General features: G+C 53.4%; 27 protein-coding genes. 22 read left to right on the forward strand and 5 right to left on the reverse strand.

Annotated elements, in window-relative coordinates; all coding sequences use genetic code 11:
• Positions 1-9: 9 nt before the first annotated feature.
• Complete coding sequence (gene pyc, locus CV945_RS07230) at positions 10-3453, forward strand: pyruvate carboxylase (RefSeq protein ID WP_100659466.1); 3444 nt, start codon at positions 10-12, stop codon at positions 3451-3453.
• 85 nt (positions 3454-3538) lie between these two features.
• On the opposite strand, the gene CV945_RS07235 is transcribed toward pyc, so the two are convergent.
• Positions 3539-4492, reverse strand: a complete 954-nt coding sequence (locus CV945_RS07235; RefSeq protein ID WP_145994815.1) for a COX15/CtaA family protein — start codon at positions 4490-4492, stop codon at positions 3539-3541.
• Between the two features lie 390 nt (positions 4493-4882).
• Here CV945_RS07235 and cyoE point away from each other — a divergent pair, with 390 nt between their 5' ends.
• From cyoE to CV945_RS07275, 8 genes are all read left to right on the forward strand, one after another.
• Positions 4883-5812: a heme o synthase gene (cyoE, locus tag CV945_RS07240; RefSeq protein WP_100659468.1), complete on the forward strand. Its 930-nt coding sequence runs from the start codon at positions 4883-4885 to the stop codon at positions 5810-5812.
• A gap of 75 nt (positions 5813-5887) precedes the next feature.
• Positions 5888-6958, forward strand: a complete 1071-nt coding sequence (gene coxB, locus CV945_RS07245; RefSeq protein ID WP_100659469.1) for a cytochrome c oxidase subunit II — start codon at positions 5888-5890, stop codon at positions 6956-6958.
• 22 nt (positions 6959-6980) lie between these two features.
• Positions 6981-8852: a cytochrome c oxidase subunit I gene (gene ctaD, locus CV945_RS07250; protein ID WP_100659470.1), complete on the forward strand. Its 1872-nt coding sequence runs from the start codon at positions 6981-6983 to the stop codon at positions 8850-8852.
• Entirely contained in the window at positions 8852-9472 is a 621-nt protein-coding gene (ctaE, locus tag CV945_RS07255) for a cytochrome c oxidase subunit III (protein ID WP_100659471.1), read from the forward strand. Before ctaD ends, ctaE begins: the two co-directional genes overlap by 1 nt.
• Positions 9473-9476: 4 nt before the next feature.
• Positions 9477-9809, forward strand: a complete 333-nt coding sequence (gene ctaF, locus CV945_RS07260) for a cytochrome c oxidase subunit IVB (protein WP_100659472.1) — start codon at positions 9477-9479, stop codon at positions 9807-9809.
• Positions 9810-9915: 106 nt separating this feature from the next.
• Positions 9916-10818 (forward strand): cytochrome c oxidase assembly factor CtaG, encoded by a 903-nt coding sequence (ctaG, locus tag CV945_RS07265; RefSeq protein WP_044742660.1) that lies wholly within the window; start codon positions 9916-9918, stop codon positions 10816-10818.
• A 43-nt stretch (positions 10819-10861) separates the two neighbouring features.
• Complete coding sequence (locus tag CV945_RS07270) at positions 10862-11317, forward strand: DUF420 domain-containing protein (RefSeq protein WP_033010275.1); 456 nt, start codon at positions 10862-10864, stop codon at positions 11315-11317.
• 71 nt (positions 11318-11388) lie between these two features.
• Positions 11389-11682, forward strand: a complete 294-nt coding sequence (locus CV945_RS07275) for an Asp23/Gls24 family envelope stress response protein (RefSeq protein WP_033010274.1) — start codon at positions 11389-11391, stop codon at positions 11680-11682.
• Between the two features lie 36 nt (positions 11683-11718).
• On the opposite strand, the gene CV945_RS07280 is transcribed toward CV945_RS07275, so the two are convergent.
• Positions 11719-12078 carry a YugN family protein gene (locus CV945_RS07280; protein WP_033010273.1) on the reverse strand — a complete coding sequence of 120 codons (360 nt, stop codon included), beginning with the start codon at positions 12076-12078 and terminating at the stop codon, positions 11719-11721.
• A 175-nt stretch (positions 12079-12253) separates the two neighbouring features.
• Here CV945_RS07280 and CV945_RS07285 point away from each other — a divergent pair, with 175 nt between their 5' ends.
• The 7 genes from CV945_RS07285 (at position 12254) to CV945_RS07315 (ending at position 15818) form a co-directional block, all read left to right on the forward strand.
• Complete coding sequence (locus tag CV945_RS07285; RefSeq protein WP_033010272.1) at positions 12254-12679, forward strand: CBS domain-containing protein; 426 nt, start codon at positions 12254-12256, stop codon at positions 12677-12679.
• A 125-nt stretch (positions 12680-12804) separates the two neighbouring features.
• Positions 12805-13812, forward strand: a complete 1008-nt coding sequence (locus CV945_RS07290; protein WP_033010282.1) for a CAP domain-containing protein — start codon at positions 12805-12807, stop codon at positions 13810-13812.
• An 81-nt stretch (positions 13813-13893) separates the two neighbouring features.
• The gene (locus CV945_RS07295; RefSeq protein ID WP_033010270.1) at positions 13894-14277 is read left to right on the forward strand and encodes a YlbD family protein; all 384 of its coding nucleotides are present in this window, start codon (positions 13894-13896) and stop codon (positions 14275-14277) included.
• A gap of 12 nt (positions 14278-14289) precedes the next feature.
• Positions 14290-14523, forward strand: coding sequence for a YlbE-like family protein (locus CV945_RS07300; RefSeq protein ID WP_033010269.1), 234 nt, complete (start codon positions 14290-14292; stop codon positions 14521-14523).
• Positions 14524-14563: 40 nt separating this feature from the next.
• Complete coding sequence (locus CV945_RS07305) at positions 14564-14935, forward strand: hypothetical protein (protein WP_033010268.1); 372 nt, start codon at positions 14564-14566, stop codon at positions 14933-14935.
• A 148-nt stretch (positions 14936-15083) separates the two neighbouring features.
• Positions 15084-15530, forward strand: a complete 447-nt coding sequence (locus tag CV945_RS07310) for a YlbF/YmcA family competence regulator (RefSeq protein WP_033010267.1) — start codon at positions 15084-15086, stop codon at positions 15528-15530.
• Between the two features lie 18 nt (positions 15531-15548).
• Entirely contained in the window at positions 15549-15818 is a 270-nt protein-coding gene (locus CV945_RS07315; protein WP_044742663.1) for a YlbG family protein, read from the forward strand.
• Positions 15819-15855: 37 nt separating this feature from the next.
• On the opposite strand, the gene CV945_RS07320 is transcribed toward CV945_RS07315, so the two are convergent.
• A complete protein-coding gene (locus CV945_RS07320; protein ID WP_033010264.1) occupies positions 15856-16245 on the reverse strand; it encodes a DUF7147 family protein in 390 nt (129 codons plus the stop codon).
• Between the two features lie 360 nt (positions 16246-16605).
• Here CV945_RS07320 and rsmD point away from each other — a divergent pair, with 360 nt between their 5' ends.
• Together rsmD and coaD are read left to right on the forward strand one after the other, a co-directional pair.
• Positions 16606-17214 carry a 16S rRNA (guanine(966)-N(2))-methyltransferase RsmD gene (gene rsmD, locus CV945_RS07330; protein WP_044742664.1) on the forward strand — a complete coding sequence of 203 codons (609 nt, stop codon included), beginning with the start codon at positions 16606-16608 and terminating at the stop codon, positions 17212-17214.
• Positions 17180-17674 carry a pantetheine-phosphate adenylyltransferase gene (coaD, locus tag CV945_RS07335; protein ID WP_033010262.1) on the forward strand — a complete coding sequence of 165 codons (495 nt, stop codon included), beginning with the start codon at positions 17180-17182 and terminating at the stop codon, positions 17672-17674. The genes rsmD and coaD overlap by 35 nt, the downstream gene beginning before the upstream one ends.
• 139 nt (positions 17675-17813) lie before the next feature.
• On the opposite strand, the gene ylbJ is transcribed toward coaD, so the two are convergent.
• Entirely contained in the window at positions 17814-19049 is a 1236-nt protein-coding gene (gene ylbJ, locus CV945_RS07340; protein ID WP_033010260.1) for a sporulation integral membrane protein YlbJ, read from the reverse strand.
• 133 nt (positions 19050-19182) lie between these two features.
• On the opposite strand from ylbJ, the gene CV945_RS07345 reads away from it, so the two are divergent.
• Together CV945_RS07345 and CV945_RS07350 are read left to right on the forward strand one after the other, a co-directional pair.
• Entirely contained in the window at positions 19183-19971 is a 789-nt protein-coding gene (locus CV945_RS07345; RefSeq protein WP_100659473.1) for a patatin-like phospholipase family protein, read from the forward strand.
• Positions 19968-20987, forward strand: a complete 1020-nt coding sequence (locus CV945_RS07350) for a SepM family pheromone-processing serine protease (protein ID WP_044742629.1) — start codon at positions 19968-19970, stop codon at positions 20985-20987. Before CV945_RS07345 ends, CV945_RS07350 begins: the two co-directional genes overlap by 4 nt.
• Here the strand turns inward: CV945_RS07350 and CV945_RS07355 are convergent.
• On the reverse strand, positions 20960-22180 hold the full coding sequence (locus CV945_RS07355) for a nucleotidyltransferase (RefSeq protein ID WP_047818092.1): 1221 nt from the start codon (positions 22178-22180) through the stop codon (positions 20960-20962). The genes CV945_RS07350 and CV945_RS07355 overlap by 28 nt on opposite strands.
• A 327-nt stretch (positions 22181-22507) precedes the next feature.
• Between CV945_RS07355 and CV945_RS07360 the strand changes: the two genes are divergently transcribed.
• On the forward strand, positions 22508-23056 hold the full coding sequence (locus tag CV945_RS07360; RefSeq protein WP_033010255.1) for a YceD family protein: 549 nt from the start codon (positions 22508-22510) through the stop codon (positions 23054-23056).
• A gap of 138 nt (positions 23057-23194) precedes the next feature.
• The gene (gene rpmF, locus CV945_RS07365) at positions 23195-23368 is read left to right on the forward strand and encodes a 50S ribosomal protein L32 (RefSeq protein WP_011230605.1); all 174 of its coding nucleotides are present in this window, start codon (positions 23195-23197) and stop codon (positions 23366-23368) included.
• The last annotated feature ends 240 nt before the right edge of the window (positions 23369-23608 follow it).

The raw sequence follows: 23608 nt of genomic DNA on the forward strand, positions 1-23608 counted from the left end.
AGGGACAGAATGAGGACAAGACGAATTCGCAAAGTGCTGGTAGCCAACCGCGGAGAGATCGCCATTCGCGTTTTCCGCGCCTGCACGGAGCTTGATATCCGCACCGTGGCGATTTATTCGAAGGAAGACGCCGGATCGTACCACCGCTACAAAGCGGATGAGGCGTATTTAGTCGGGGAAGGGAAAAAGCCGATTGAAGCGTATTTGGACATCGAGGGCATCATCGAAATCGCCAAAGCCCACGATGTTGATGCCATCCATCCGGGGTACGGGTTTTTGTCGGAAAATATCCAATTTGCGAAACGGTGCCGCGAGGAAGGGATTATTTTCATCGGCCCGAACGAGGATCACCTCGACATGTTTGGCGACAAGGTAAAAGCGCGCCATGCGGCCATGAAGGCGGGCATTCCGGTCATCCCGGGCAGCGACGGACCGGTCGGCGGCCTTGAGGATGTCGTCCGCTTTGCCGAAACGCACGGATATCCGATCATCATCAAGGCGGCGCTGGGCGGCGGCGGACGCGGCATGCGCATCGTCCGCTCAAAGTCGGAAGTGAAGGAAGCGTTTGAGCGGGCTAAGTCGGAAGCGAAAGCGGCGTTTGGCAGCGATGACGTCTATGTCGAAAAGCTGATTGAAAAGCCGAAGCATATTGAAGTGCAAATTTTGGGCGACCATGAAGGAAACATTGTCCATCTTTACGAACGTGACTGCTCGGTGCAGCGCCGCCACCAAAAAGTCGTTGAGGTTGCGCCGAGCGTCTCGCTGTCGGACGAGCTGCGCCAGCGCATTTGTGAAGCGGCGGTCAAACTGATGAAAAGCGTCGGCTACGTCAACGCCGGTACGGTTGAGTTCCTTGTCTCAGGCGATGAATTTTATTTCATTGAGGTCAATCCGCGCATCCAAGTCGAGCATACGATCACCGAAATGATCACCGGGATTGACATCGTCCAGTCGCAAATTTTAATCGCCGACGGATTTTCGCTCCACAGCCCGGAAGTCGGCATTCCCAAGCAGGAAGACATCCGCATTAACGGCTATGCGATTCAGTCGCGGGTGACGACTGAGGACCCGCTCAACAACTTTATGCCGGATACGGGAAAAATTATGGCGTACCGCTCAGGCGGCGGTTTTGGCGTGCGCTTGGACGCCGGCAATGGCTTCCAAGGAGCGGTTATTACGCCGTATTACGATTCGCTGCTCGTGAAAGTGTCGACATGGGCGTTGACGTTTGAGCAGGCGGCAAGAAAAATGTTGCGCAACTTGCGCGAATTCCGCATTCGCGGCATTAAAACGAACATTCCGTTTTTGGAAAATGTCGTGCAGCATCCGAAGTTTTTGTCAGGGGAATATGATACATCGTTCATTGACACAACGCCGGAATTGTTTGTGTTTCCGCGCCGGAAAGACCGCGGGACGAAAATGCTTACGTACATCGGCACCGTGACGGTCAACGGCTTCCCTGGAATCGGCAAAAAGAAAAAGCCGGTGTTTGACAAGCCGCGCGTGCCGAAGGTGAGCCAAACGGAACCGATCCCAGCGGGAACGAAGCAAATTTTGGATGAACGCGGACCTGAAGGGCTTGTTCGCTGGATCCAAGAGCAGCCGCGCGTGCTCTTGACCGATACGACGTTCCGCGACGCCCATCAGTCGCTGTTGGCGACGCGCGTGCGCACGATCGACATGCTGCGCATCGCCGAACCGACGGCGCGTTTGCTGCCGAATTTGTTCTCGCTTGAGATGTGGGGCGGGGCGACGTTTGATGTGGCGTACCGCTTTTTGAAAGAAGATCCGTGGGACCGGCTGCTCAAGCTGCGCGAGCGCATCCCGAACGTGCTGTTCCAGATGCTTCTTCGCTCGGCCAACGCCGTGGGGTATAAAAACTATCCCGACAACGTCATCCGCGAGTTCGTTGACAAATCGGCGCAAGCCGGCATTGATGTGTTCCGCATTTTCGACAGCCTAAACTGGGTGAAAGGGATGACGGTGGCGATCGATGCCGTCCGGCAAAGCGGCAAAATCGCCGAGGCGGCTATTTGCTATACAGGCGATATTTTGGACCCGAACCGGCCGAAGTACAATTTGGATTATTACAAAGCCTTGGCGAAAGAGCTCGAGCAAGCCGGTGCGCACATTTTAGGCATTAAAGATATGGCCGGCCTGTTGAAGCCGCAGGCGGCGTACGTGCTCATTTCCGCGCTTAAGGAAACGGTCGACATTCCGATCCATTTGCATACGCACGATACGAGCGGCAACGGCATTTACACGTACGCCAAAGCGATCGAAGCCGGCGTCGATATCGTCGATGTCGCCGTCAGCTCGATGGCCGGCTTGACGTCGCAGCCGAGCGCCAATACGCTCTACTATGCGTTGGAAGGAACAGAGCGGGCGCCGCAGGTTGATATTTACGGCCTTGAGCAGTTGGCCCGCTATTGGGAAGACGTGCGCAAATTTTATCAGGAGTTTGAAAGCGGCATGAACGCGCCGCATACGGAAGTGTACATGCATGAAATGCCAGGCGGCCAATACAGCAACTTGCAGCAGCAGGCGAAGGCGGTCGGCCTCGGCGACCGGTGGGATGAAGTGAAAGAAATGTACCGCCGCGTCAACGACTTGTTCGGCGATATCGTTAAAGTGACGCCGTCATCGAAAGTCGTCGGCGATATGGCGCTGTATATGGTGCAAAACAACTTGACGGAGCAAGATATTTTCGAGCGCGGAGAAACGCTGAACTTCCCGGATTCGGTCGTCGAGCTGTTTGAGGGCTATTTAGGCCAGCCGCACGGCGGGTTCCCGAAAGAATTGCAGCGCATTATTTTGAAAGGGCGCGAGCCGATCACCGTCCGTCCGGGCGAGCTGCTTGAGCCGGTGGATTTCGAGCAAATCAAGCGGGAGTTGTACGACAAGCTCAGCCGCGAAGTGACCGACTTTGACGCCATTGCCTATGCGCTTTATCCGAAAGTGTTTTTGGAATATGCCGAAACGGTCGAAAAATACGGCGATATTTCCGTGCTCGATACACCGACGTTCTTGTACGGCATGCGCCTCGGCGAGGAAATTGAAGTGGAGATTGAACGCGGCAAAACGCTCATCGTCAAGCTCGTGTCGATCGGCCAGCCGCAGGCCGATGGCACGCGCGTCGTCTACTTCGAGCTGAACGGCCAGCCGCGTGAAGTCGTCATCCGTGACGAAAGCATTAAAGCTGCGGTCGTCGAGCGTATTAAGGCGGACCGGACGAACCCAAACCACATTGCGGCGACAATGCCGGGGACGGTCGTAAAAGTGCTCGTCGAAAAAGGGGAAAAAGTCGATAAAGGCGACCATTTAATGGTCACGGAAGCGATGAAAATGGAAACGACGGTGCAAGCCCCGTTTGCCGGCGTCGTCAAAGACATTTACGTCAAAAGTGGCGATGCGATCCAAGCGGGAGACTTGTTGATTGAGCTGTCCAAATAAAATCATCGCGACCGCCACAAACCGGTTTGCCAAAAACAAGGGATGCCCAACGTTTGCGGGCATCCTTTTTTGAGGAGTCTGACCGTTATTTTAACGTCGCCGGCGCCGTTTCCCTGACCGGATGGCCAGCGGCCTTCTCCGGCTTGCGGCGGGTGCGGAGCGCCAAGAGCAGCAAATAGCTGAGCACGCCGAACAGGCAGGAGATAAAAAAGGCGTGTGCCAGAGCCACGTATAAGTTCAACTGAGTGAACACAACGAGCGCCCCAGTTGTCATCTGGGCAAGGACGAGAAAAAGAGCAATGATCCATCCATAGTAGATAACCGGTTGGCTTCGGTAATGACGGATGGCGTGCAGCGCCGCGATGGCGATCCAGATGACGATCAGCCCCGCCGCCAGCCGATGGCCCATTTGCACCCACTCGTGAAACTGCATCGGGAGGGGGCGCGACTTGGCGCATAGCGGCCAGCTCGGACAGGCAAGGCTGGCGTTCGTATGGCGGACGAGCGCCCCGGTATAGACGACAATGTATGAGTAAATAATGATCCCGTAAATATGAACGCGCATCGGCCTGTCAAGCGTAAGCGAGACGGCGGAAAACGTTTTGTCCGCTTCAAAAATGAGCAGCGTCAACAGCAGCACAGTGGCAAATGAGATGAGCGAAATGCCGAAATGCAGGGCCAACACAAAATCGGACTGCCCCCAGACGACCGCGGCGGCGCCGATTAATCCTTGCAGGACGAGAAAAACGAATGAGACGACTGCCAAAAACTTTGTCTCCCGCATATGGCCGATGACCCGCCATGCCCAAACGGAAAGAATGAGCACCATGATGCCGGCAAGCCCGGAGACAAGGCGATGGCTCAGCTCAATGACCAGTTCAGGCGTAATGTCATCCGGCACCCACTGGCCGTTGCACAGCGGCCATGACCGGCCGCATCCCATGCCGGAGCCCGTTTTTGTCACGAGCGCCCCGCCGATCAGCACAAACAGCATCACCAGCGTTGTTGCCGAAGCAAACCATTTTAATGAACGTTGCAAAATCTTCACCTTCTTGTATTGAGGAATTATGATTTTGTCCATATTAGTAAAAAGTGGTGCAGTTGATGACGGCCAACGATGTTCCAAACCAAATCTATTTTACACGATGACCACCGGAAACACAAAATGACGTTTGCATATTGAATAAGTCGATTAAGTTTGCTAGAAATATTAATGGGATAGGCAAACGGGCCGGTTTCGCCTAACGGATTCAAAAATTTGACACAAATTATTCAAAAAAAGTTCACATGATAAGAAAAAATGTGATTTAATATAATAGAGAGCTGGGGTTGCTTTTGTTCTTTTTTGCTTTTTTGTTTTTGCATTTTCGGGCATCAGAGCTAAGATCACGGCGCCTGCTGGGCGGCGCAATGAGGAGGAACAGGAGAAATGGCCGATTTGAAAGCGGTGCATGGGGCCGCGGCCGATGCTCGCCATCGTTCGCAGGCAAGCGCAAAGACGATTTGGAGAGAATTGTCGGCAGTTGTCAAAATCGGGATTGTTAATTCGAACTTGATCACGACGTTTGCCGGAATGTGGCTGGCGTTTTATTTTACTGGAGAGCACTTTTTGGAGAATTTGCATCTTGTGTTTTTTACGCTGTTTGGCGCCGCGTTCGTCATCGCAGGTTCATGCGCCATTAACAACTACATTGACCGCGACATCGATCAATATATGGAGCGGACGAAAGTGCGGCCGACGGTAACTGGAACGATGGAGCCGCGGCGCGTGCTTTGGCTCGGAGTTGCCCTGGTCGCCGTCGGCACGGTGAGCTTGCTCATGACAACGGTTACGGCGGCGGTTGTCGGGCTCATTGGCATGGTGACGTACGTCTTTTTCTATACGCTTTGGACGAAGCGCCATTATACGCTCAACACTGTCGTCGGCAGCATTTCCGGTGCTGTTCCCCCGGTGATCGGCTGGACCGCGGTTGACCCAAGTTTCCATGTCGTCCCGCTTGTTCTCTTTTTGATCATGTTTTTATGGCAGCCGCCTCACTTTTTGGCTCTGGCGATGAAGCGGTGTGAAGAATACCGGGCTGCCGGCATTCCGATGCTGCCGGTCGTTCACGGCTTCGCCATGACAAAGCGGCAAATCATCGTCTGGGTGGCATGTTTGTTGCCGCTGCCGTTTTATTTGTTCTCGCTCGGCGCGCCGTTTTTAACGGTCGCGACGCTGCTGAACATCGGCTGGCTGTTTTTGGGGCTGTGGGGCTTGAAAATGAAAGATGACTTAAAGTGGGCGAAGTGGATGTTCGTCTACTCGCTCAATTATTTGACGATTCTGTTCGTGGCGATGGTCATCGCCACGCTTTGGTGAACAGGTTAAAATTCTTTCTCCGCGAAAGAATTTATATACATTTATCCATCAAAGAAAGAGGGGTTTGATTAGGCTATGAACAAAGGGCTGCGTAACTGGCGCTTATTTTCCTTGTTCGGGATGATGGCGCTGTTGCTCGCCGGCTGCGGCAAGCCGTTTTTATCGACGCTTCAGCCTGCCGGTGAAGTAGCGGACATGCAGTATTCGCTCATGTTGTTGAGCACGTCGATCATGGTGCTCGTCATTGTCGTTGTAGCGATCATCTTCGTCTATGTTGTCATCCGCTTCCGGCGGCGCAAAGGGGAAGAAAATAAAATTCCGAAGCAAGTGGAAGGAAGCCATAAACTAGAAATTATTTGGACTGTCATTCCAATCATCCTCTTGCTGATTTTGGCGGTGCCGACGGTATCGGCGACGTTTAAGCTGGCGGATGTCAAGCCGATGAATGACAAGAACCGTGATAAAGACACGGTTGTGGTCAACGTGCGCGCCAACTTGTACTGGTGGGAATTTGAATACCCGGATTACGGCATTATTACGAGCCAAGACTTAGTCGTGCCGACGAATGAAAAAGTCTATTTTAATTTGATTGCGTCAGACGTGAAACACTCGTTCTGGATTCCGCCAGTCGGCGGCAAGATGGACACAAACACCGACAACAAAAACCAGTTTTGGCTCGTCTTTGACCAAGAAGCGACAGACAAAGCAGGCGGCATCTTTTACGGCAAATGTGCGGAGCTTTGCGGTCCGTCCCATGCGCTGATGGATTTCAAAGTGCGTCCGCTGCCGCGCGCGGAGTTTGATGCATGGGTCGAAAAAATGCAAAATGCGAAAAAACCGGTTGTGACGGATCCGGTTGCCAAACAAGGCGAGGCGATTTTCAACAAAAGCTGTATTGGCTGCCATGCCGTGTCGCCGGTGGACAAGCGTCCGGAACAGGCACGCACAGCGCCGAATTTGGCGAACTTTGGCGATCGTGAACGGATTGCCGGTATTTTAGAACACAATGAAGAAAACTTAAAAAGATGGCTGCGTGACCCTGAAAGTGTAAAGCCTGGAAACAAAATGACAGGTACATACGACCAACTGACAGAAGAGCAGCTTGATGCATTGACGAAATATTTAATGAGCTTAAAAGTGGAATAAGGCATAAAAGGGAGGTTTCACTGTGAGTACGATCACTCGCAAAAAGGGTGTCGGCGCCGTTTTATGGGATTACTTGACAACAGTCGATCATAAAAAAATCGCCCATCTGTATCTAATCGCCGGAGGATTTTTCTTCCTGCTTGGCGGTCTTGAGGCGCTGTTCATCCGGATTCAGCTCGCGAAGCCGAACAACGATTTTCTGGTCGGTGGTTTGTACAACGAAGTGCTGACAATGCACGGAACAACAATGATTTTCCTAGCTGCGATGCCGCTTCTTTTCGCCTTTATGAACGCAGTCGTGCCGTTGCAAATCGGCGCGCGCGACGTTGCGTTCCCGTTCTTGAACGCGCTCGGATTTTGGCTCTTTTTCTTCGGCGGCCTGTTTTTAAACTGTTCGTGGTTTTTAGGCGGCGCGCCGGACGCCGGTTGGACGTCGTATGCGTCGTTGGCGCTTGACTCAAAAGCGCATCATGGCATCGACTTTTATACGCTTGGATTGCAAATTTCTGGAATAGGCACGTTAATAGGTGGAATTAACTTTCTTGTTACGATCATTAATATGCGCGCCCCGGGCATGACGTTTATGCGCATGCCGATGTTCACATGGACGACGTTTGTAGCGTCGGCGCTTATCTTGTTTGCATTCCCGCCGCTGACGGTTGCTTTGATTTTCATGATGATGGACCGGTTGTTTGGCGGCAACTTTTTCAATCCAGCCGCCGGTGGCAATACGATCATTTGGGAGCACTTGTTCTGGGTGTTCGGCCATCCGGAAGTATACATTCTTGTATTGCCGGCGTTCGGCATTTTCTCTGAGATTTTCGCGACGTTCTCGCGCAAACGCCTATTCGGCTATTCGTCAATGGTGTTTGCGACCGTGCTCATCGCGTTCTTAGGCTTCATGGTGTGGGCGCACCATATGTTTACGGTCGGGATGGGGCCGATTGCGAACGCCATCTTTGCTGTCGCAACGATGACGATTGCGGTGCCGACCGGGGTGAAAATTTTCAACTGGCTGTTTACGATGTGGGGTGGAAGCATCAAGTTTACGACGCCGATGTACTATGCGGTCGCCTTCATCCCGTCGTTCGTCATGGGCGGGGTGACCGGAGTCATGTTGGCGGCGGCGGCGGCAGACTACCAATACCATGACAGCTATTTCGTCGTCGCTCACTTCCATTACGTCATTGTCGGCGGGGTTGTGTTCTCCTTGCTGGCCGGAACCCATTATTGGTGGCCGAAAATGTTTGGCCGCATGCTGAATGAGACGCTTGGCAAAATGACGTTTTGGCTGTTCTTTATCGGCTTCCATTTGACGTTCTTTATCCAACATTTTCTTGGTCTAATGGGAATGCCGCGCCGTGTGTTCACATTCTTGCCGGGGCAAGGATTGGAGACCGGCAACTTCATCAGTACGGTCGGGGCGTTCTTTATGGCAGCCGCGACGGTTATTTTACTTATTAACATTGTGATTACGACGGTAAAAGGCGAAAAAGCGGCGGGGGATGCATGGGGCGACGGCCGCACGCTCGAATGGGCCATCGCTTCGCCGCCGCCGGTGTACAACTTCGCTCAAACGCCGCTCGTCCGCGGGCTTGATGCTTTCTGGATCGAAAAAATGGAAGGCAAAAAAGAATTGACGCCGGCTGAACCGCTTGGCGATATTCATATGCCGAATTCATCATTCTTGCCGTTTATCATTTCATTTGGCTTGTTTGTCGCGGCATTCGGTTTTACGTATCATCAAGAGGCGGCTTGGGGCTTGCCGGTCGGCGTTCTCGGCTTGCTCATTACGCTCGGTGCGATGTTCTTGCGCTCGGTGATTGATGATCACGGCTTCCACATTCATAAAGAGGAAGTGCTTGAACTTGAGAAGAAGGGGGCGAACGCCTGATGCACGTGGAGGAAAAACTGACGGCCGAGACGTTCCCGGCGGCGCCGGAACGTGCCACCCTTGAGGGGAAAAACAAGTTTCTCGGTTTCTGGCTCTTTTTAGGCGGAGAGACGGTGCTGTTCGCCTCTCTCTTCGCCACCTATTTGGCGCTCAAAGACAAAACGAACGGCGGCCCTTCCGCGGAAGAGCTGTTCCAAATGCCGATCGTGTTTATGGCGACGATGCTTCTGTTAACGAGCAGTTTAACGAGCGTTTATGCCATTTATCATATGAAAAACTTTGATTTTCAAAAAATGCAGCTTTGGTTTGGCATTACGGTACTGCTTGGCGCTGGGTTTTTGGCCTTGGAAATTTATGAGTTTTATGAGTATGTTCATGAAGGCCATAAGTTTACGACGAGCGCCTTCGCGTCCGCCTTTTACACGCTCGTCGGCACGCACGGCGCCCACGTTGCGTTCGGGTTGCTTTGGATTTTAACATTGATGATTCGCAATGCCAAGCGCGGGTTGACCTTGTACAACGCCCCAAAATTTTACGTCGCGAGCCTTTATTGGCACTTTATCGACGTCGTCTGGGTGTTCATTTTTACCGTCGTATATTTAATGGGAATGGTGGGGTGAACGTATGGCGAACCAAACGAACTCCGGAAATGAACGCGTCGATTTGGCATACCGCCGCCGCAAAAATGCGGAAGACATGCGCCATCAACTCATCGCCTTCGTGCTGATGATTTTGTTGACGCTCATCTCTTTCGCCGCGGTCGGCTACGAAGAGTTTTCCCATTGGTTTGTCGTTCCGTTTATTTTGCTTTTAGCTGGCGTGCAAGTGGCGTTTCAGTTGTACTATTTCATGCATATGAGTCATAAAGGGCATGAATTTCCATCGATGTTTATGTACGGCGGTGTGCTTGTCATGCTTCTGCTTGTGTGGGCGTTTTCGACGGTCATTTGGTGGTAAGCAAAGGGGGGATCGGTGTTGCAGCACCGGTTTCCCCTTTTTTTAATAGCGCTCATGCGGCGGCATGTAGTATAATGGGGAAAGGACAAGGCAGGAGGGAATCAGTATGTTTCAATCGCTGCAAATGTTTGGTCCCGTTGCGCTTTGGAGTCCGTTTTTTCTGTTGGCGTTGGCGGCTGTTGCTTTATTATACCTTGGAGCTACCGGACCGTGGCGGCAGCGGTTTGGCCTTGATGCCCCCGTTTCGAGGAAACAAAAAGCGTACTTTTTGACAGGAATAGTGCTTCTTTACGTATGCAAAGGCTCTCCGCTTGATTTGATGGGCCATTTGACGTTCACCGCTCACATGGTGCAAATGGCGTTGCTTTACTTAACAGTGCCGCAATGTTTTATTTTAGGGATTCCGGAGCAGTTTTATGAGCGGATGTTCCGGATTGCAGCGGTTCGCCGTTCGTTTCAGCTGTTGACAAAGCCGATTGTGTCTTTGCTTTTGTTTAATGGGTTATTTTCTTTGTACCACGTCCCAATGGTTTTTGACATCGTGAAAACGAACATGTTTTTGCATGCGTTTGTCACAACGGTCATTTTTATTGCAGCCTTCCTCATGTGGTGGCCGCTTGTGAATAAACTTTCCGGATGGACGACATTATCCGGGTTAAAAAAAATGGGCTATATTTTTGCCGACGGCATGCTCCTTACACCGGCTTGTGCACTTATTATTTTCGCCGGCACCCCGCTTTATGAGACGTACACGGATCCGGAAGCATGGATGACCGGGTTGGCGCTTTGCGTGCCGCAGGGGGTGTTGGCGTCGCTTGATTTGACCGGACCGCAAATGTTTTTGTCGATGTCCCCGCTTCATGATCAGCAGCTCGGCGGAGTATTGATGAAAATTATTCAAGAAATTGTATACGGAGTGATGTTGTTCTTTATTTTTAGCGAGTGGTATCGGAAAGAACGAGAAAAAGAACCGAGCATGGATATGGCGCCGCGGCCGACGAAACTGTAAGGCGCCATACGCCATAAAGAGACGAAGGAAAGGGAGAGAAGCTATGGCGATTTTACCGACGATCAGCACAAGCTGCATCGTGATCAGCGCTTTGCTTGTTGCTTACGGCTGGTATTTGATCAGCCGCAAACGGACGGAAGCGCATAAAAAGGTGATGTTGGCCGCCGCCGTCTTTGCGCTGTTGTTTTTCATCATTTACATGTCGCGGACGTTGTTTATTGGCAATACGAGCTTCGGCGGACCGGAGAATGTCAAAGTCTATTATACGGTGTTTCTTATTTTCCATATCATGTTGGCGACAGTGGGCGCCGTATTTGGCCTTGTGACGATCTGGACGGGGCTGAAAGACAGCCGCTCCCGCCATCGCCGGCTTGGGCCGGTGACGAGCATTATTTGGTTCGGCAGCGCTTCGACGGGGGTCATCGTGTATTTGCTTCTTTACGTCCTGTACCCGGGTGGGCAGACGACCTCGCTGATTAAAGCAGTGCTCGGATTTTAGAGGTAAGTGGCATCGGCCGGCCGGATCGCATAACATAACAAAAATAGCTCATACGCTGCGGGGGGAGTGCGGTGAAGACGTCCCGGCATCGGAAGCGGAGCGCCGTAGAAGCGACGCTGTTGACGATTGTCATGATGTGTGTGCGGGAATGGGAAGACGTTGTAATGGACGATTGCGAAATATTTGTAGCTGTTTCACAAGAGGACCGCTGCCGCATCAGCGTGAAGCTATCCGTCCGGTATGGGGCGTCGGTGCTCGCGGTTTGCCGGCAGCTGCAGCAGCAAATTGCCGAGGAGATCGCCGCGATGACGCCATACAGCGCCGAGTCGGTCGATGTGACGGTCAAACGGCTTGTCGCGACGTAAAAACGCATGAGAAAAGAGCTCTCATGCGTTTTTTCTTTACTCTTTCGTCTTTTCAATTTCGCGTTTGACTTGCTCCAATACTTTTTGGCATTGGCCGACAAGGGAAGATGGAAAATGCTCATCTTCGCCATATTCAACGCCATGCGGATAGTAATGTTTCCCTAAAATCGGTGTGAGCAGTTTAATGAGTGCATAGCGCGAGTCGACATCCCCTTCGATCGCGTACCCTTGAACACGCAAATAGTATGTTCCCTCTTTAATCACGTATTTCCGGTCGTATGTGACCCGTTCGTAATCCCACTGCGCCGCGCGTACAAAACCGTGGCGCGCCATGATGTCATCAAGGCGGGACAGTTCAACCGTTTGATTTTCAAGACCGCTATTGTCAAATTTCATGTTTCTTCCTCCTAACAACGCAGGTATGTAAAGTGCCAAAAAGGAAATCGTCCCCTCATTTATAATAGTACGAAAACGGTTTGCATTTCAACGAATTGTTTGCCATTATTTCCGTTTTGCTTGCATTTTTTCTCGCTGCCGGATGCACAATAAAAGCAGAAAGGAGAGACGGACAATGCAAACGGTGCGGGACATCATGTCGACGGATGTGCAATATTGCACCCCGCTTGACAACATGTATGAAGTGGCTGTAAAAATGCGTGAATTTAATGTTGGCGCCATTCCGATCGTCGATCAAGGCCGCCTCGTCGGAATGATTACGGACCGCGATTTAGTCGTGCGCGGCATCGCGGAAAAACATCCGGGTTCAACGGCGGTGACCGAAGTGATGAGCCGCGAGCTGGTGACGGTGTCGCCGGACGATTCCGTGCAAAAAGCGGCGGACATCATGGCGCGCCATCAAATTCGCCGTCTCCCGGTCGTTGAAGGCGGCCGTTTAGTCGGCATCGTTGCCCTCGGCGACTTGGCGACGAACCGTTATTCGGATGAGAGCGCCGGCCGTGCGCTGAGCGAGATTTCTGAACAACATCGCGTCCATTGACTGAATACGGACAGACATTGTTTCTTGAAGGGAAGGGCGGTCTTTTTGGACGCCCCCTTTTTTTGCCTGTGAAAAACGGCTATAATGGCAATAAGGAGATTGTTGCAGAAAGCGGGAGTTGCCGTGTGAAATGGTTTTTTCTTTTTTTGTTCTTATTGATCGGGTTTTACTATTTTGTGCCGAGTCCGCCGCCGCAAAGCCCTCCGGAGCAGCCCAAAACAAATGGATACACGCTGAAAGAACCGAAAGCAACCGCCGGCGTCGCTGCGTTGATCGGCCGGCCGGCGCAAGAGGCGAAAAAGCAGTTCGGCGCGCCGGATCGAATTGATCCGTCAGCTTATGGCTACGATTGGTGGGTGTACAGCCGCCGCCCTGAATCGTATTTCCAAATCGGGGTGCTTGGCGGCAAAATCGTCACGGCTTTAGTCGGCGGGGAAAAGGTGAACGTCGAGCCGTTTGCGATTGGCCAGCGTCTGCAGACGATTTTCCAAACGATGCCCGTCCTGTCCAACATTAAGATTACACTAAGCAGCGGGACGTACCGGTTTGAGCTGTCGGAACAAGATTATTCCTCAAGACCGGTCGTTAAAGTGGGAGAGGCGTATGCCCAGCTGTACATCGACCGGTTTACCGGCCGTGTGGCCGCTGTTCGCCTCATGGACGCAGAAACGTTTGTGAAACTGCGGCCGTATGAGCTTGTGTACCGCGGCCGCCTGCCCGCGGCTGCCCCGTTGTCAGAGAAAGAACAGCGGCAGGTCGATGCGGCCAATGCGAAGCAAATTTTTGACTGGACGAACTTGATCCGCCGCCGTCATGAGCTTCCCCCCCTTGTCTGGGACAGCAAAGCCGCCATGGCTGCCGCCAAGCATAGCCAGGATATGCATGACCACCAGTTCTTCTCCCATGAATCGCCGCAATACGGCGATTTATCCAAACGGCTTGGCGCCTTGGGCGTTTCATTTCAGCTCGCTGGGGAAAATATTGCCGCTCATCAAGTAGATGGCGTCGAGGCGACGGTTGGGTGGCTGAACAGCCAAAAGCACCGGGAAATTATGCTGAATGCGGAATTTACCCACCTTGGCGTCGGCGTTTATGCCGATTATTATACGCAAAATTTCCTGACGCCGCTATGAAAATTTGGGCGCACCTTTGCCTGCTGGGCGCGATATGATATGGCAGATAGGCATGAGTGGATGAAAGGGATGAAAACGGTTATGGCCAAGCCTCTGCATCCTTCCGTTGAACAGTTCAAACAGTTTGTCAAAAAACACCCGAAACTCATTCAAGAGGTGCGCAGCGGCAAAAAGACGTGGAAGCAAGTGTATGAGGACTGGTACTTGTTCGGAGAGGATGACGACATATGGGAACCGTACCGAGACGCAGGCGGCAAGGAGAAAAGAGAGGAAAAGGGAGCAAGCAAATGGCTTGATAAGCTCGCGGCGATGCTTGGACAGCTTGACGCGGCAGAAGTGCAAAAACACTTGGCAAGCGTCCAACAGGCCCTCGCTGCGATCCAGGGCATTCTGTCTGAATTTCAAGGAGCCAGTCCGCAACGGCCCAACAAAGAGGAGCATCCGTTTTCGTTTCGCCAAGACTAAAGGGTGGTAGCAATGAGAAGAGATGTATGGCAATATGTGCAGGCAAACCCGATGTTGCGCGCGTTTGTGCGTGAACAGCCGCGCTGGTACCGGCTGCTCGCTCGCCGTCCGCACGAGCTGTCGGCGCTCCAGTTGGCCGCCTTGCGCCATTACGGGCAGACGATCCCCGATAAAGTAGAAAAAATTTCCCAATCGTTGCAGATGGCCTCTCTCATGTGGCAAATGTTTAAAGCGCTGCGCGACTAATTTGGCGGCAAACGGCAAAGACTAGCTCTGAAAGGGAGTGATGCCTTTGCCGAAATGGCTTGTATGGTTCGGGTGTGTGGTGCTGTTATGGGCGTATGCCGGCGGACGGCCGGAGACGGCAGCGGCCGCTGTTCATGCGCCGACAGCGAATCACCCATGGCATGTCAAATATGAAGTGAAAGGGCATGACGTGCTCGTGGAATGTTTGGCCGCGCAATTTCCGTTTCGCAAAGGAGAGGGGGGCGGCCATATCAACGTGTATCTCAATGGACAGAAAATGACGGAAGTGTATACGGCCGCCTTTATCGTGCGCGGCCTGCCAAGCGGAAAGCATATGATCCGCCTTGAGCTCGTCTATAACGATGGAAAGATGACCGGCATGATGCATGAATTTGAAGTGACGATCCCGTAAAGCTCGACAGGAGACAAGGCTATCCGGCAGAGTCTCTTTCTGCCTTCGGATAGTCTTTTTTTTTTGCGCTCTTCTTTTCCTTCATGATCTCCTCCCTTTCCATTTTCCTTTTATTCATGGTATGATGAAAGATGGAGGTGCTATATTTGTGAGGATCGCTACTCTCGAGCGCATCGAGATTTTGGATAAAGCAGAATCGTTGGCGAAAATGGTTGTCGAGTCGGAGGTGGCGGATGAATACCGCCGCGCGTTTCGGCGGCTCAAACAAGACCGCCGCGCTCAGCAGCTGATCGCCCGTTTCGTCAAGCTGAAAGAGCGGTATGAGGAGGTGCAGCGCTTCGGCAAATACCATCCCGATTACCGCAACGTGATGAAAGAAGTGCGTGAGGCGAAACGGGAGCTTGATTTGCATGAGACGGTGGCCGCCTTTAAAGAGTCGGAAAAAGCGCTGCAACAGCTGCTTGATGACATTAGCGTGTTGATCGGCAAGGCTGTCTCGGAACATGTCAAAGTGCCGACCGGGAACCCGTACTTCCTGTCAGCCGGCTGTTCCGGCGGCTGCAGATCCGGCGGAGGCTGCGGCTGCCGAGCATAGAAAAAAGGGGAAAGGACTATGTTTCCAAAACGGCAAGGGATTATCGTTTGGCTTCATTCATTGAAATACGGGAAGCAGCTGCGCAAATTCGGCAACATTCACTATATTTCAAAGCGGCTGAAATATGCCGTTCTGTACTGCGACATGGAGCAAGTCGACCATGTGATGAAAAAACTGGCGGCGCTCCCGTTCGTCAAACGCGTTGAGCCGTCGTATCGTCCGTTTTTAAAGCTGGAGTTTGAATCGAAAGGGGAGAAAGAGAAAGACTCCCCGTATTCGCTTGGATGAAAGAAAAGAGCGGGCCTTAGCCCTGCTCTTTTTTTGGCTATTGGAGCGGCGGGATGAAGCGGTTCATTCGCATAATGCCGATTAAGTGCTGATAATATAAGTCGAGTTCCGCGAACATCGTTGACGGCTTGACGTCGAGATGGATGACGCCAAAGCCAAGCTCTTTCGCGGTTTCCGCAAACAAATCGTACCGTTTGTTCGGTTTGACGGAGGGATCGGGAACACCTTCACGGCAAATGTAAAGCGGTTGAAAGTCGCCCGGGTCGGTTGGGTGGAGCACAACAACCAAGGAGACGACCGCCTGGCCTTTTTTCACCGTATGGAAAGCAAAAAAGCCGGATAAACGGTGGCGGTTGGCGCGCGCCAGCTCCATCAGCTCATATATATCGGAATAGCCTTCGCCAAGTTCGATAAAACGCTGGATCATGTACGGTCCTCCTTGCGATCATCGTCCATTCATAACTTTACCGGTCCATTGCAGAAATTGCAATCAAAAAAAAAACCTTGCGGACAAACGGATCCGCAAGGCCCTTTCCAATTCCTTGCCTCCGCGCGGGGCGGAACAGGGAACGGAAAGAAAAAGAAAAGGGAGAGGAGAAACCGGAGGAAGAACTTATGGGGAAACGTAAGTCTTCTCCGTCATTGGCAACAACGCCATCTACGGTGTTGCCATTACTCATTATGGACGGTTTTCTGATTTCTATACACGCGGCTATGAAAAATTCTCAAGTTTGACTATAATAAACATGATAAGACGACCATGAAAACAACGAATTAGGTGAACGCAATGAGAGTCATTTCCGGAACATGCAAAGGCCGGCATCTGCAAGCGGTTCCAGGATTGTCGACGCGGCCGACGACCGACAAGGTGAAAGAAGCGGTTTTTAATATGATCGGCCCGTATTTCGCCGGCGGCATCGGCCTCGATTTGTTCGCCGGCAGCGGCGGCTTGGGCATCGAAGCGCTCAGCCGCGGGCTTGAGCGCGTCATTTTCGTCGATCATGACGGAAAGGCCGTGCAGACGGTCCGAAAAAACGTTGCCGCCTGTGGACTTGAGCGCCGGGCGGAAATTTACCGCAACGACGCCGAGCGGGCGTTGAGGGCGGTGGCGAAGCGAGGCCTGCGCTTTTCCGTCATCTTTCTCGATCCTCCGTACAAGGAGAAAAAGTGGCCGGCGCTGTTATCGTTTATCGCCAGCCACGATTTGTTGGAGGACGATGGCGTTGTCGTTGCCGAACATTTGGCTGAGGCCGAGCTGCCGGAAGAAGTCGGCCGCTTGAAGCAGTGGAAGCGGGAAACATACGGCATCACCGGCGTCACTATTTACCGCCGGACTGACGAACAGAAAGGGGACGAACGCGATGGCGAGCATTGCCGTTTGCCCGGGGAGCTTTGATCCGGTGACATACGGGCATTTGGATATTATCAAACGGGGGGCAAAAGTATTTGACAAAGTTTATGTGGCGGTGTTAAACAATTCCTCGAAAAAGCCGCTGTTTACGGTTGAGGAGCGGATGGAGCTGCTGCGCGAGGTGACGCGGACGCTAGAAAACGTGCATGTCGAATCGTTTCACGGCCTGCTTGTCGACTATGCCCGCAGCAAAAACGCCAACGCCATTTTGCGCGGTTTGCGCGCGGTGTCTGACTTCGAGTATGAAATGCAAATTACATCGATGAACCGCGTCTTGGACGAGAACATTGAAACGTTTTTTATGATGACGAACAGCCAGTATGCGTTTTTGAGTTCAAGCATCGTCAAGGAGGTCGCTAAATATAACGGCGACATCTCCGAACTTGTGCCGCCGGTTGTCGAGGCGGCCCTGAAGCGGAAATTCGCCTCGATGGCCGCCGATTGACGGCTAGGAAAAGGCTGTTCTGTCCAAGGGCGGAACCGATCCGCCGATCCCTTATTTTGCCGGCGGAGAAGCGGGATGCAAAAGCATCGAGAGCCGCCCCGGCGGCCGGATGGCGCCGCGGGGCCGGCAGCGCGGGCAGTCACAAGCGTCCGCGCGTTTTGTTGCTTGCGTTGGCGGCGAGCCATATATAAAGGCACAGAAACAGCATCGTGGCCAGCGGCCCATAGTGCTGCAGCCATTGCCATCTTTCGTGCCAGACGCTCTCTGCGGCGGCGTGCCAAAACACCGGAATGTTGCCGGTTTCGTTGCCTGCCGCCCGAAGGTACAACGGCTCCCAAAGCAAATATGTAAATGAAGCCGCAAAAACTCCATGCAGAAAACGGGCGATGAAAAACGGTTGAAAGCGGATGTTGGCCTCAGCGAGAATGCTGGCCACTTGCGCTTGAACGGAAAAGCCACCGAAAGCCAAGACGAAGCTGACGGCCACCGCCTTTTCCAGCAGCTCGGCTTCATCTGTCTGGCTGATCATTTGGCTGCCGAGCGTAATTTCAAACAACCCGGAAAAAATCGGAATATCAAGCTGCTCCGGAAGCTGGACGAGCCGGAGCAGCTGGCGCAGCAAGGGGGCGAGCTGTTCGGTCAAGTGCATCATATACAACAATTGGTTGACGACGGAAAAGAGAATAATAAAGCCGCCGATCATCAACAACGTTTGAACGGAAGAGCGGACGGCATCGCCGAGCAGCTTGCCAAGCGGCTGTTCATTCTTCAGCCGCGTTTTGTGGAGCGTGCGCAGCGCATACGGGAGCGAAAATGAGCGCGGCCGCCGCTTCGGCTGCCCCCGTTCTTTCCGGATGCCGTGAAAGCGCATCACTAGTCCGACGGCAATGTTCCCTAAATAATGGGAGGCGGCCAGCAACAAACCAAGCTGCGGATTGTTAAAAAACCCAGCTGAAACAGCCCCAAATATAAATAGCGGGTTGGAAGAATTGGTGAACGAAGAGAGCCGCTCGGCCTCGATGGTCGACAGTTGTTTTTCTTGATACAGGCGGGCGGTCAGCTTCGCCCCCGACGGGTAGCCGGATGCCATCCCCATCGCCCAGGCAAACCCGCCGACGCCTGGGACGCGAAAAAGCGGGCGCATCAGCGGCTCCAGCAAGACGCCGAGAAAGCTAACGACGCCAAAGCTGATGAGCAGCTCCGAGACAATGAAAAACGGCAGGAGCGACGGGAACACGACTTCCCACCACATATTTAACCCGCGAATGGATGCTTGGAGCGACTGTTTTGGATAACAAATGAGCGAAAAGGCGAATAACGTCACAGCGGAAGCGAGCAGCGCCGTTTTCAGTTTCGCTCCCCAGTTTCGCTTCAATGTTCTCCCCCCCTTTTTTTTGCCGTGCGGCCTTGCGCGGTACAACCTCATATAACCTAATATACGAGCATAGGGGGGCGGTTTAGACCATAAGATGAAAGCGAGGGAGCGCCGCAGCAAAGGGGGGAGAATCGTGCCGCCGAAGATCGGATTGGCGCTCGGGTCAGGGGGCGCGCGCGGATTTGCTCACCTCGGCGTATTGAAAGTGCTGGAGGAGGAAGGAATCCCTATTTCTTATTTGGCCGGCAGCAGCATCGGCGCGCTTGTGGCTGTCCTTTATGCGAGCGGCCACGGCCTCAGCCGCCTTTATCGGCTCGCCAAGTCGTTCCGGCGCAACGATTTTCTCGATTGGACGGTGCCGAAAATGGGGCTGATCGCCGGTGAGCGCATCACCGAATTCATTCGTTTGTTGACGAAAGGGAGGCGGATTGAAGAGCTTTCTCCGCCGGTGGCGGTCATCGCCGCTGATTTGCAGACGGGGGAAAAAGTCGTGTTTCGGCAAGGGGATGCGGCCCAGGCTGTGCGGGCGAGCATCTCGATCCCCGGCATTTTTGTGCCCGCGGCGGTGGACGGGCGGCTGCTTGTTGATGGCGGTGTCGTGGACCGCGTGCCGGTATCGGTCGTTCGGGCGATGGGGGCTGATCTTGTCATCGCGGTCGATGTCGCCCCGTTGAACAAAGAGGCGGAAATTGCCTCGATTGTGGATGTCATTTGGCAGAGCCTTGATATTTTGCAAGCCGAGCTCGTCGCCCATCGGGAACTCGCCTCGGACGTGATGATCCGGCCGCGCGTAGAGCAATACAGCTCGCGGGCGTTCACCCATATCGAAGACATTATTGCCCGCGGCGAAGAGGAAGCGCGGAAACAAGCCGGGGCGATCCGCCAAGCGATTGAACAGTGGAAGGAGCCAAAGCACCAATGAAGAAACGGACGTATATAGCGGCGTTTTTCTTTGGCGCCGTCCTTGCCGTTTTGCTTATTTTTATGAAATTGCCGTATTACGTGACGATGCCGGGAAGCGCGCAAAAGTTAACGCCGCTTGTTCATGTCGAGCACGGCGACCGCGATGCGGGGGCGTTCATGTTGACGACGGTCCGCATGGGGCGGGCGAACGTCATCGCGTACTTGCTCGCCCATATCCGCCCGTTTTATGAGCTGCATCCGGTTGAAGAGATTAAACAGGAAGGGGAAAGCGACAAAGAATATACGATGCGTCAGCTAGAACTGATGGAACAGTCAAAGGAAGCGGCGATTGTCGTCGCTTACCGGCACGCTGGAAAGCCGGTTTCATATGAGCCGAAAGGTGTGTATGTGATGAACGTTCTCCCTGACATGCCGGCGGAGGGACGCTTGCAGGCCGGCGACCGCCTCGCCGCGGTCGACGGCCGGCCGTTGACAACGTCGGAGCAAATCATCGACTACATTCGGAAGAAAAAAGAGGGAGACCGCGTCCGCATCGCGTTTGTCCGCGAGGGGGAGCGGCGGGAGGTCGAGCTCCGGCTGAAGCCGTTCCCGCACCATCCAAACCAAATCGGCCTTGGGGTGACGCTCATGACCGATTATGACGTCCGCACCGACCCGCCGGTTGACGTTGACTCGGAACAGATCGGCGGTCCGTCGGCGGGGCTGATGTTTTCGCTTGAAATTTACAATCAGCTCGTTGAAGAAGATATGACGAAAGGCCATAACATTGCCGGCACCGGAACGATCGACATTCATGGGCAAGTCGGCCCGATCGGCGGTGTTTCACAAAAAGTCGTGGCCGCTGACCGCGCGGGCGCGGAAGTGTTTTTCGCTCCGAATGAACATGGCTCCCCGTCATCGAACTACCGGGAGGCGGTGCAGACCGCGAAAAAAATCGGGACGAACATGAAAATCGTCCCGGTCGATACGTTTGAAGATGCGATCCGTTATTTGCGCTCCATGCCGGAAGCGTAAATGGGGGTCGTTGCGTATTCTTCTTTGAGCGCGGCGCTGTACAGCGGCTCAGGAAGGGCGGCTGCATAGACGGCGGCCGCCCTTTTTTCTTGCTCGTAAAGCGGATCGCCGTTCAATTTAGCCGCTTTCGTAATCAGCGGCAGCGCCAGCTCTTTTTTCACCCGCTGCAAGTAGCGGCGGCCGGTTTCGCTCATGCCGAGCAGCCTGATGTATGTGGGATCGGATGTCTTCGTTTGTTCTTCCTTTGTGAAGTTGGTCAGCACGTGCGCGCACATTCGCTGCAGCCTTGTCCACGTGTACCGTTTCGTTTTGACGGCGGCGATGAAAGAAGCGAACGTTTCGGCAACGGTAATTTTTTCCTTTAACCGGTGCTCCACGCCTTCCTCGATTCCGGCCGTGCGGCGCAGTTCCTCCTTGGTTGCCGTCAGCAGCCGATACTTCAAGAGCGGAAAATACGCTTCCCAATCATGCCAGCGCCCATACGTTTGCCGATATTGGCGCAGCTGCTCGAGCGTCGTTGGAGGGACGTATGGCGCAATCGACGCAAGCTGCCCAGTTTGTCGCAGCGTCTTTCGCACGCTTGTGGCGCTGGCGATCGATGGATGGGAAAACGACTCGTCATGATAGCCAGCGGCGAGGCGGGGAATCGTGCGCGGCATGATGGAGAGCTTGTGCCGCCAAATGGCTTTCACGTAGGCTAATCCGAGCACGTTGTTTGGCTGCGCCAAATCAAGCGGGACGGAGCGGAGCTGATCCCACGCCTTGGCATTCGCTTTCGGAAAGCTTTGCCCACGCTGAAGTTCGGCGCGGACGAGGGCGTCAAACTCCTCTTTTTGCGCAAACAACGTCTTCGCGGCGGCTAAAAAAGCAGCAATGTCGCCGGATTCGCTCCCAAAGCAAAGCTCTTCGCAGCCGAGGGCATCGAGCAGCCGCACCGCTCCATCGGCAAATCGCTCCGCCGCCTGAACGGCGAAGGCATATGGCAGTTCAATGACGAGATCGACGCCGGCTGCCAGCGCCATTTTGGCCCGCGCCCATTTTGAAACAATGGCCGGCTCGCCGCGTTGCAGAAAATTTCCGCTCATGACGGCGACGAGGCAGTCCGCTCCTGTCTTTTCACGCGTCTCTTGCAAGTGATATCGATGGCCGTTATGAAATGGATTGTACTCGACGATCACGCCAACAGCTTTCATGGCCGCTTCCCCCCATGGAACGGACGTCGCTCGGCGCTGAAACGATGGCTCGTCATAAGCGCACCTCCTGTCTCTCATCTAGTATGGAACATGCGGCGGCAAAGATCAACCTAGGAAGGGCGTCGTGATGTTGTCGTCCGGTTTTGGCGGAACGCGTCGAGCCGCCGGAGGCATATGTGCATGCAAGTAACAGGATTTAGAAATAATGGAAGTATGCCTTTCCTGTTGCCTCTTCTTTTTTCAGGCGTCCGGATGGTTGTAAAGAAAAAACATTGACAAAAATAGAAACGGAACGTATAATTTTACTCGTTGCCTTGAGGTGATTGTATGAAATGGACGGTTCAACAGCTTCGCCGTTTTCAGCACAAGGAAATGGCGATTGACGAGACGGTTGACGTGTCTGATTTGAAACAAATCGACACGTTGATCCGCGATATTTCGCTTGTCCGCGTTCAAGGGAAAGCGGACGTCGGTTCGACAAAGTTTACATTTCATTTGACGCTGTCAGGAACGATGGTATTGCCGTGTTCGCGGACGCTCGTGGACGTGACACACCCGTTTTCCATCAAGACGACGGAAACGTTTTTTGTTGATGGCGGCGACGTCGCTGAAACGGATGAAGACACCCATATCGTAACTGGAAACACGGTTGATTTAAACCCAATTATTCGCGAGCTCATCCTGCTTGAAATCCCGTTGCAGCTCATCGCCGACAACCCGGGGGCTGACGGGGCGCCGCAACACGGGGAAGGATGGGACGTTCTCACGGAAGAACAATGGGAAAAAACGCTGGAAGAGCGGGCGGCGAACAAGGTCGACCCTCGTCTGGCAGGATTGGCTAAGTTTTTTGATGGAACGAAAGAAACTGATGGCTGACCGGCGTTGCCGGCCGATGGCGCCGACCAGAACGCGCACCGTCCGGCAGCTGCCTTGCCTGCCGGCGGACTGCCTTGAACAAGCGGCTGCCCGTCGGCAGCGATACGCTGAATGTGCCGGACAAGGAGGTGGAAAACGATGGCAGTACCTTTTAGAAGAACATCGAAAACGAGAAAACGACTGCGCCGTACACACTTTAAACTGCAAGTGCCGGGCATGGTGCAATGCCCGAACTGCGGCGAATGGAAATTGGCGCACCGCGTCTGCAAAGCATGCGGTACGTACAAAGGAAGAGATGTCGTCAACAAATAATGGCCGACATCAAGCGACAGGCTGTCCGAAAAGCGGGCAGCCTTTTTTATTGGCAGTGAACAATCGACAACGTACGTCCACGCGTTTGTTTTTTTCGCTGCTGGCAGGAAAAAGGGGGGACGATGACCAATTGTCATAAAATAAAGGAGCATTCCCGTTAGGAGCTTTTCCGGGGACTTGATCAAAAAAAGCCCTCTTGGTATGATGCAGGGGTGTCAAACACATCACTCACCATACCAA

It is taken from the genome of Geobacillus sp. Manikaran-105, from assembly GCF_002809955.1.
Classification (GTDB): Bacteria; Bacillota; Bacilli; order Bacillales; family Anoxybacillaceae; genus Geobacillus; species Geobacillus thermophilus.

Bases quoted from the DNA above. Each gene is read 5' to 3' on its own strand.
- pyc (WP_100659466.1), top strand. From the start codon at position 10: ATGAGGACAAGACGAATTCGCAAAGTGCTGGTAGCCAACCGCGGAGAG.
- cyoE (WP_100659468.1), top strand. From the start codon at position 4,883: ATGGCCGATTTGAAAGCGGTGCATGGGGCCGCGGCCGATGCTCGCCAT.
- coxB (WP_100659469.1), top strand. From the start codon at position 5,888: ATGAACAAAGGGCTGCGTAACTGGCGCTTATTTTCCTTGTTCGGGATG.
- ctaE (WP_100659471.1), top strand. From the start codon at position 8,852: ATGCACGTGGAGGAAAAACTGACGGCCGAGACGTTCCCGGCGGCGCCG.
- ctaF (WP_100659472.1), top strand. From the start codon at position 9,477: ATGGCGAACCAAACGAACTCCGGAAATGAACGCGTCGATTTGGCATAC.
- ctaG (WP_044742660.1), top strand. From the start codon at position 9,916: ATGTTTCAATCGCTGCAAATGTTTGGTCCCGTTGCGCTTTGGAGTCCG.
- CV945_RS07270 (WP_033010275.1), top strand. From the start codon at position 10,862: ATGGCGATTTTACCGACGATCAGCACAAGCTGCATCGTGATCAGCGCT.
- CV945_RS07280 (WP_033010273.1), bottom strand. From the start codon at position 12,078: ATGAAATTTGACAATAGCGGTCTTGAAAATCAAACGGTTGAACTGTCC.
- CV945_RS07285 (WP_033010272.1), top strand. From the start codon at position 12,254: ATGCAAACGGTGCGGGACATCATGTCGACGGATGTGCAATATTGCACC.
- CV945_RS07295 (WP_033010270.1), top strand. From the start codon at position 13,894: ATGGCCAAGCCTCTGCATCCTTCCGTTGAACAGTTCAAACAGTTTGTC.
- CV945_RS07300 (WP_033010269.1), top strand. From the start codon at position 14,290: ATGAGAAGAGATGTATGGCAATATGTGCAGGCAAACCCGATGTTGCGC.
- CV945_RS07305 (WP_033010268.1), top strand. From the start codon at position 14,564: ATGCCTTTGCCGAAATGGCTTGTATGGTTCGGGTGTGTGGTGCTGTTA.
- CV945_RS07315 (WP_044742663.1), top strand. From the start codon at position 15,549: ATGTTTCCAAAACGGCAAGGGATTATCGTTTGGCTTCATTCATTGAAA.
- CV945_RS07320 (WP_033010264.1), bottom strand. From the start codon at position 16,245: ATGATCCAGCGTTTTATCGAACTTGGCGAAGGCTATTCCGATATATAT.
- rsmD (WP_044742664.1), top strand. From the start codon at position 16,606: ATGAGAGTCATTTCCGGAACATGCAAAGGCCGGCATCTGCAAGCGGTT.
- coaD (WP_033010262.1), top strand. From the start codon at position 17,180: ATGGCGAGCATTGCCGTTTGCCCGGGGAGCTTTGATCCGGTGACATAC.
- CV945_RS07350 (WP_044742629.1), top strand. From the start codon at position 19,968: ATGAAGAAACGGACGTATATAGCGGCGTTTTTCTTTGGCGCCGTCCTT.
- CV945_RS07355 (WP_047818092.1), bottom strand. From the start codon at position 22,180: ATGAAAGCTGTTGGCGTGATCGTCGAGTACAATCCATTTCATAACGGC.
- CV945_RS07360 (WP_033010255.1), top strand. From the start codon at position 22,508: ATGAAATGGACGGTTCAACAGCTTCGCCGTTTTCAGCACAAGGAAATG.
- rpmF (WP_011230605.1), top strand. From the start codon at position 23,195: ATGGCAGTACCTTTTAGAAGAACATCGAAAACGAGAAAACGACTGCGC.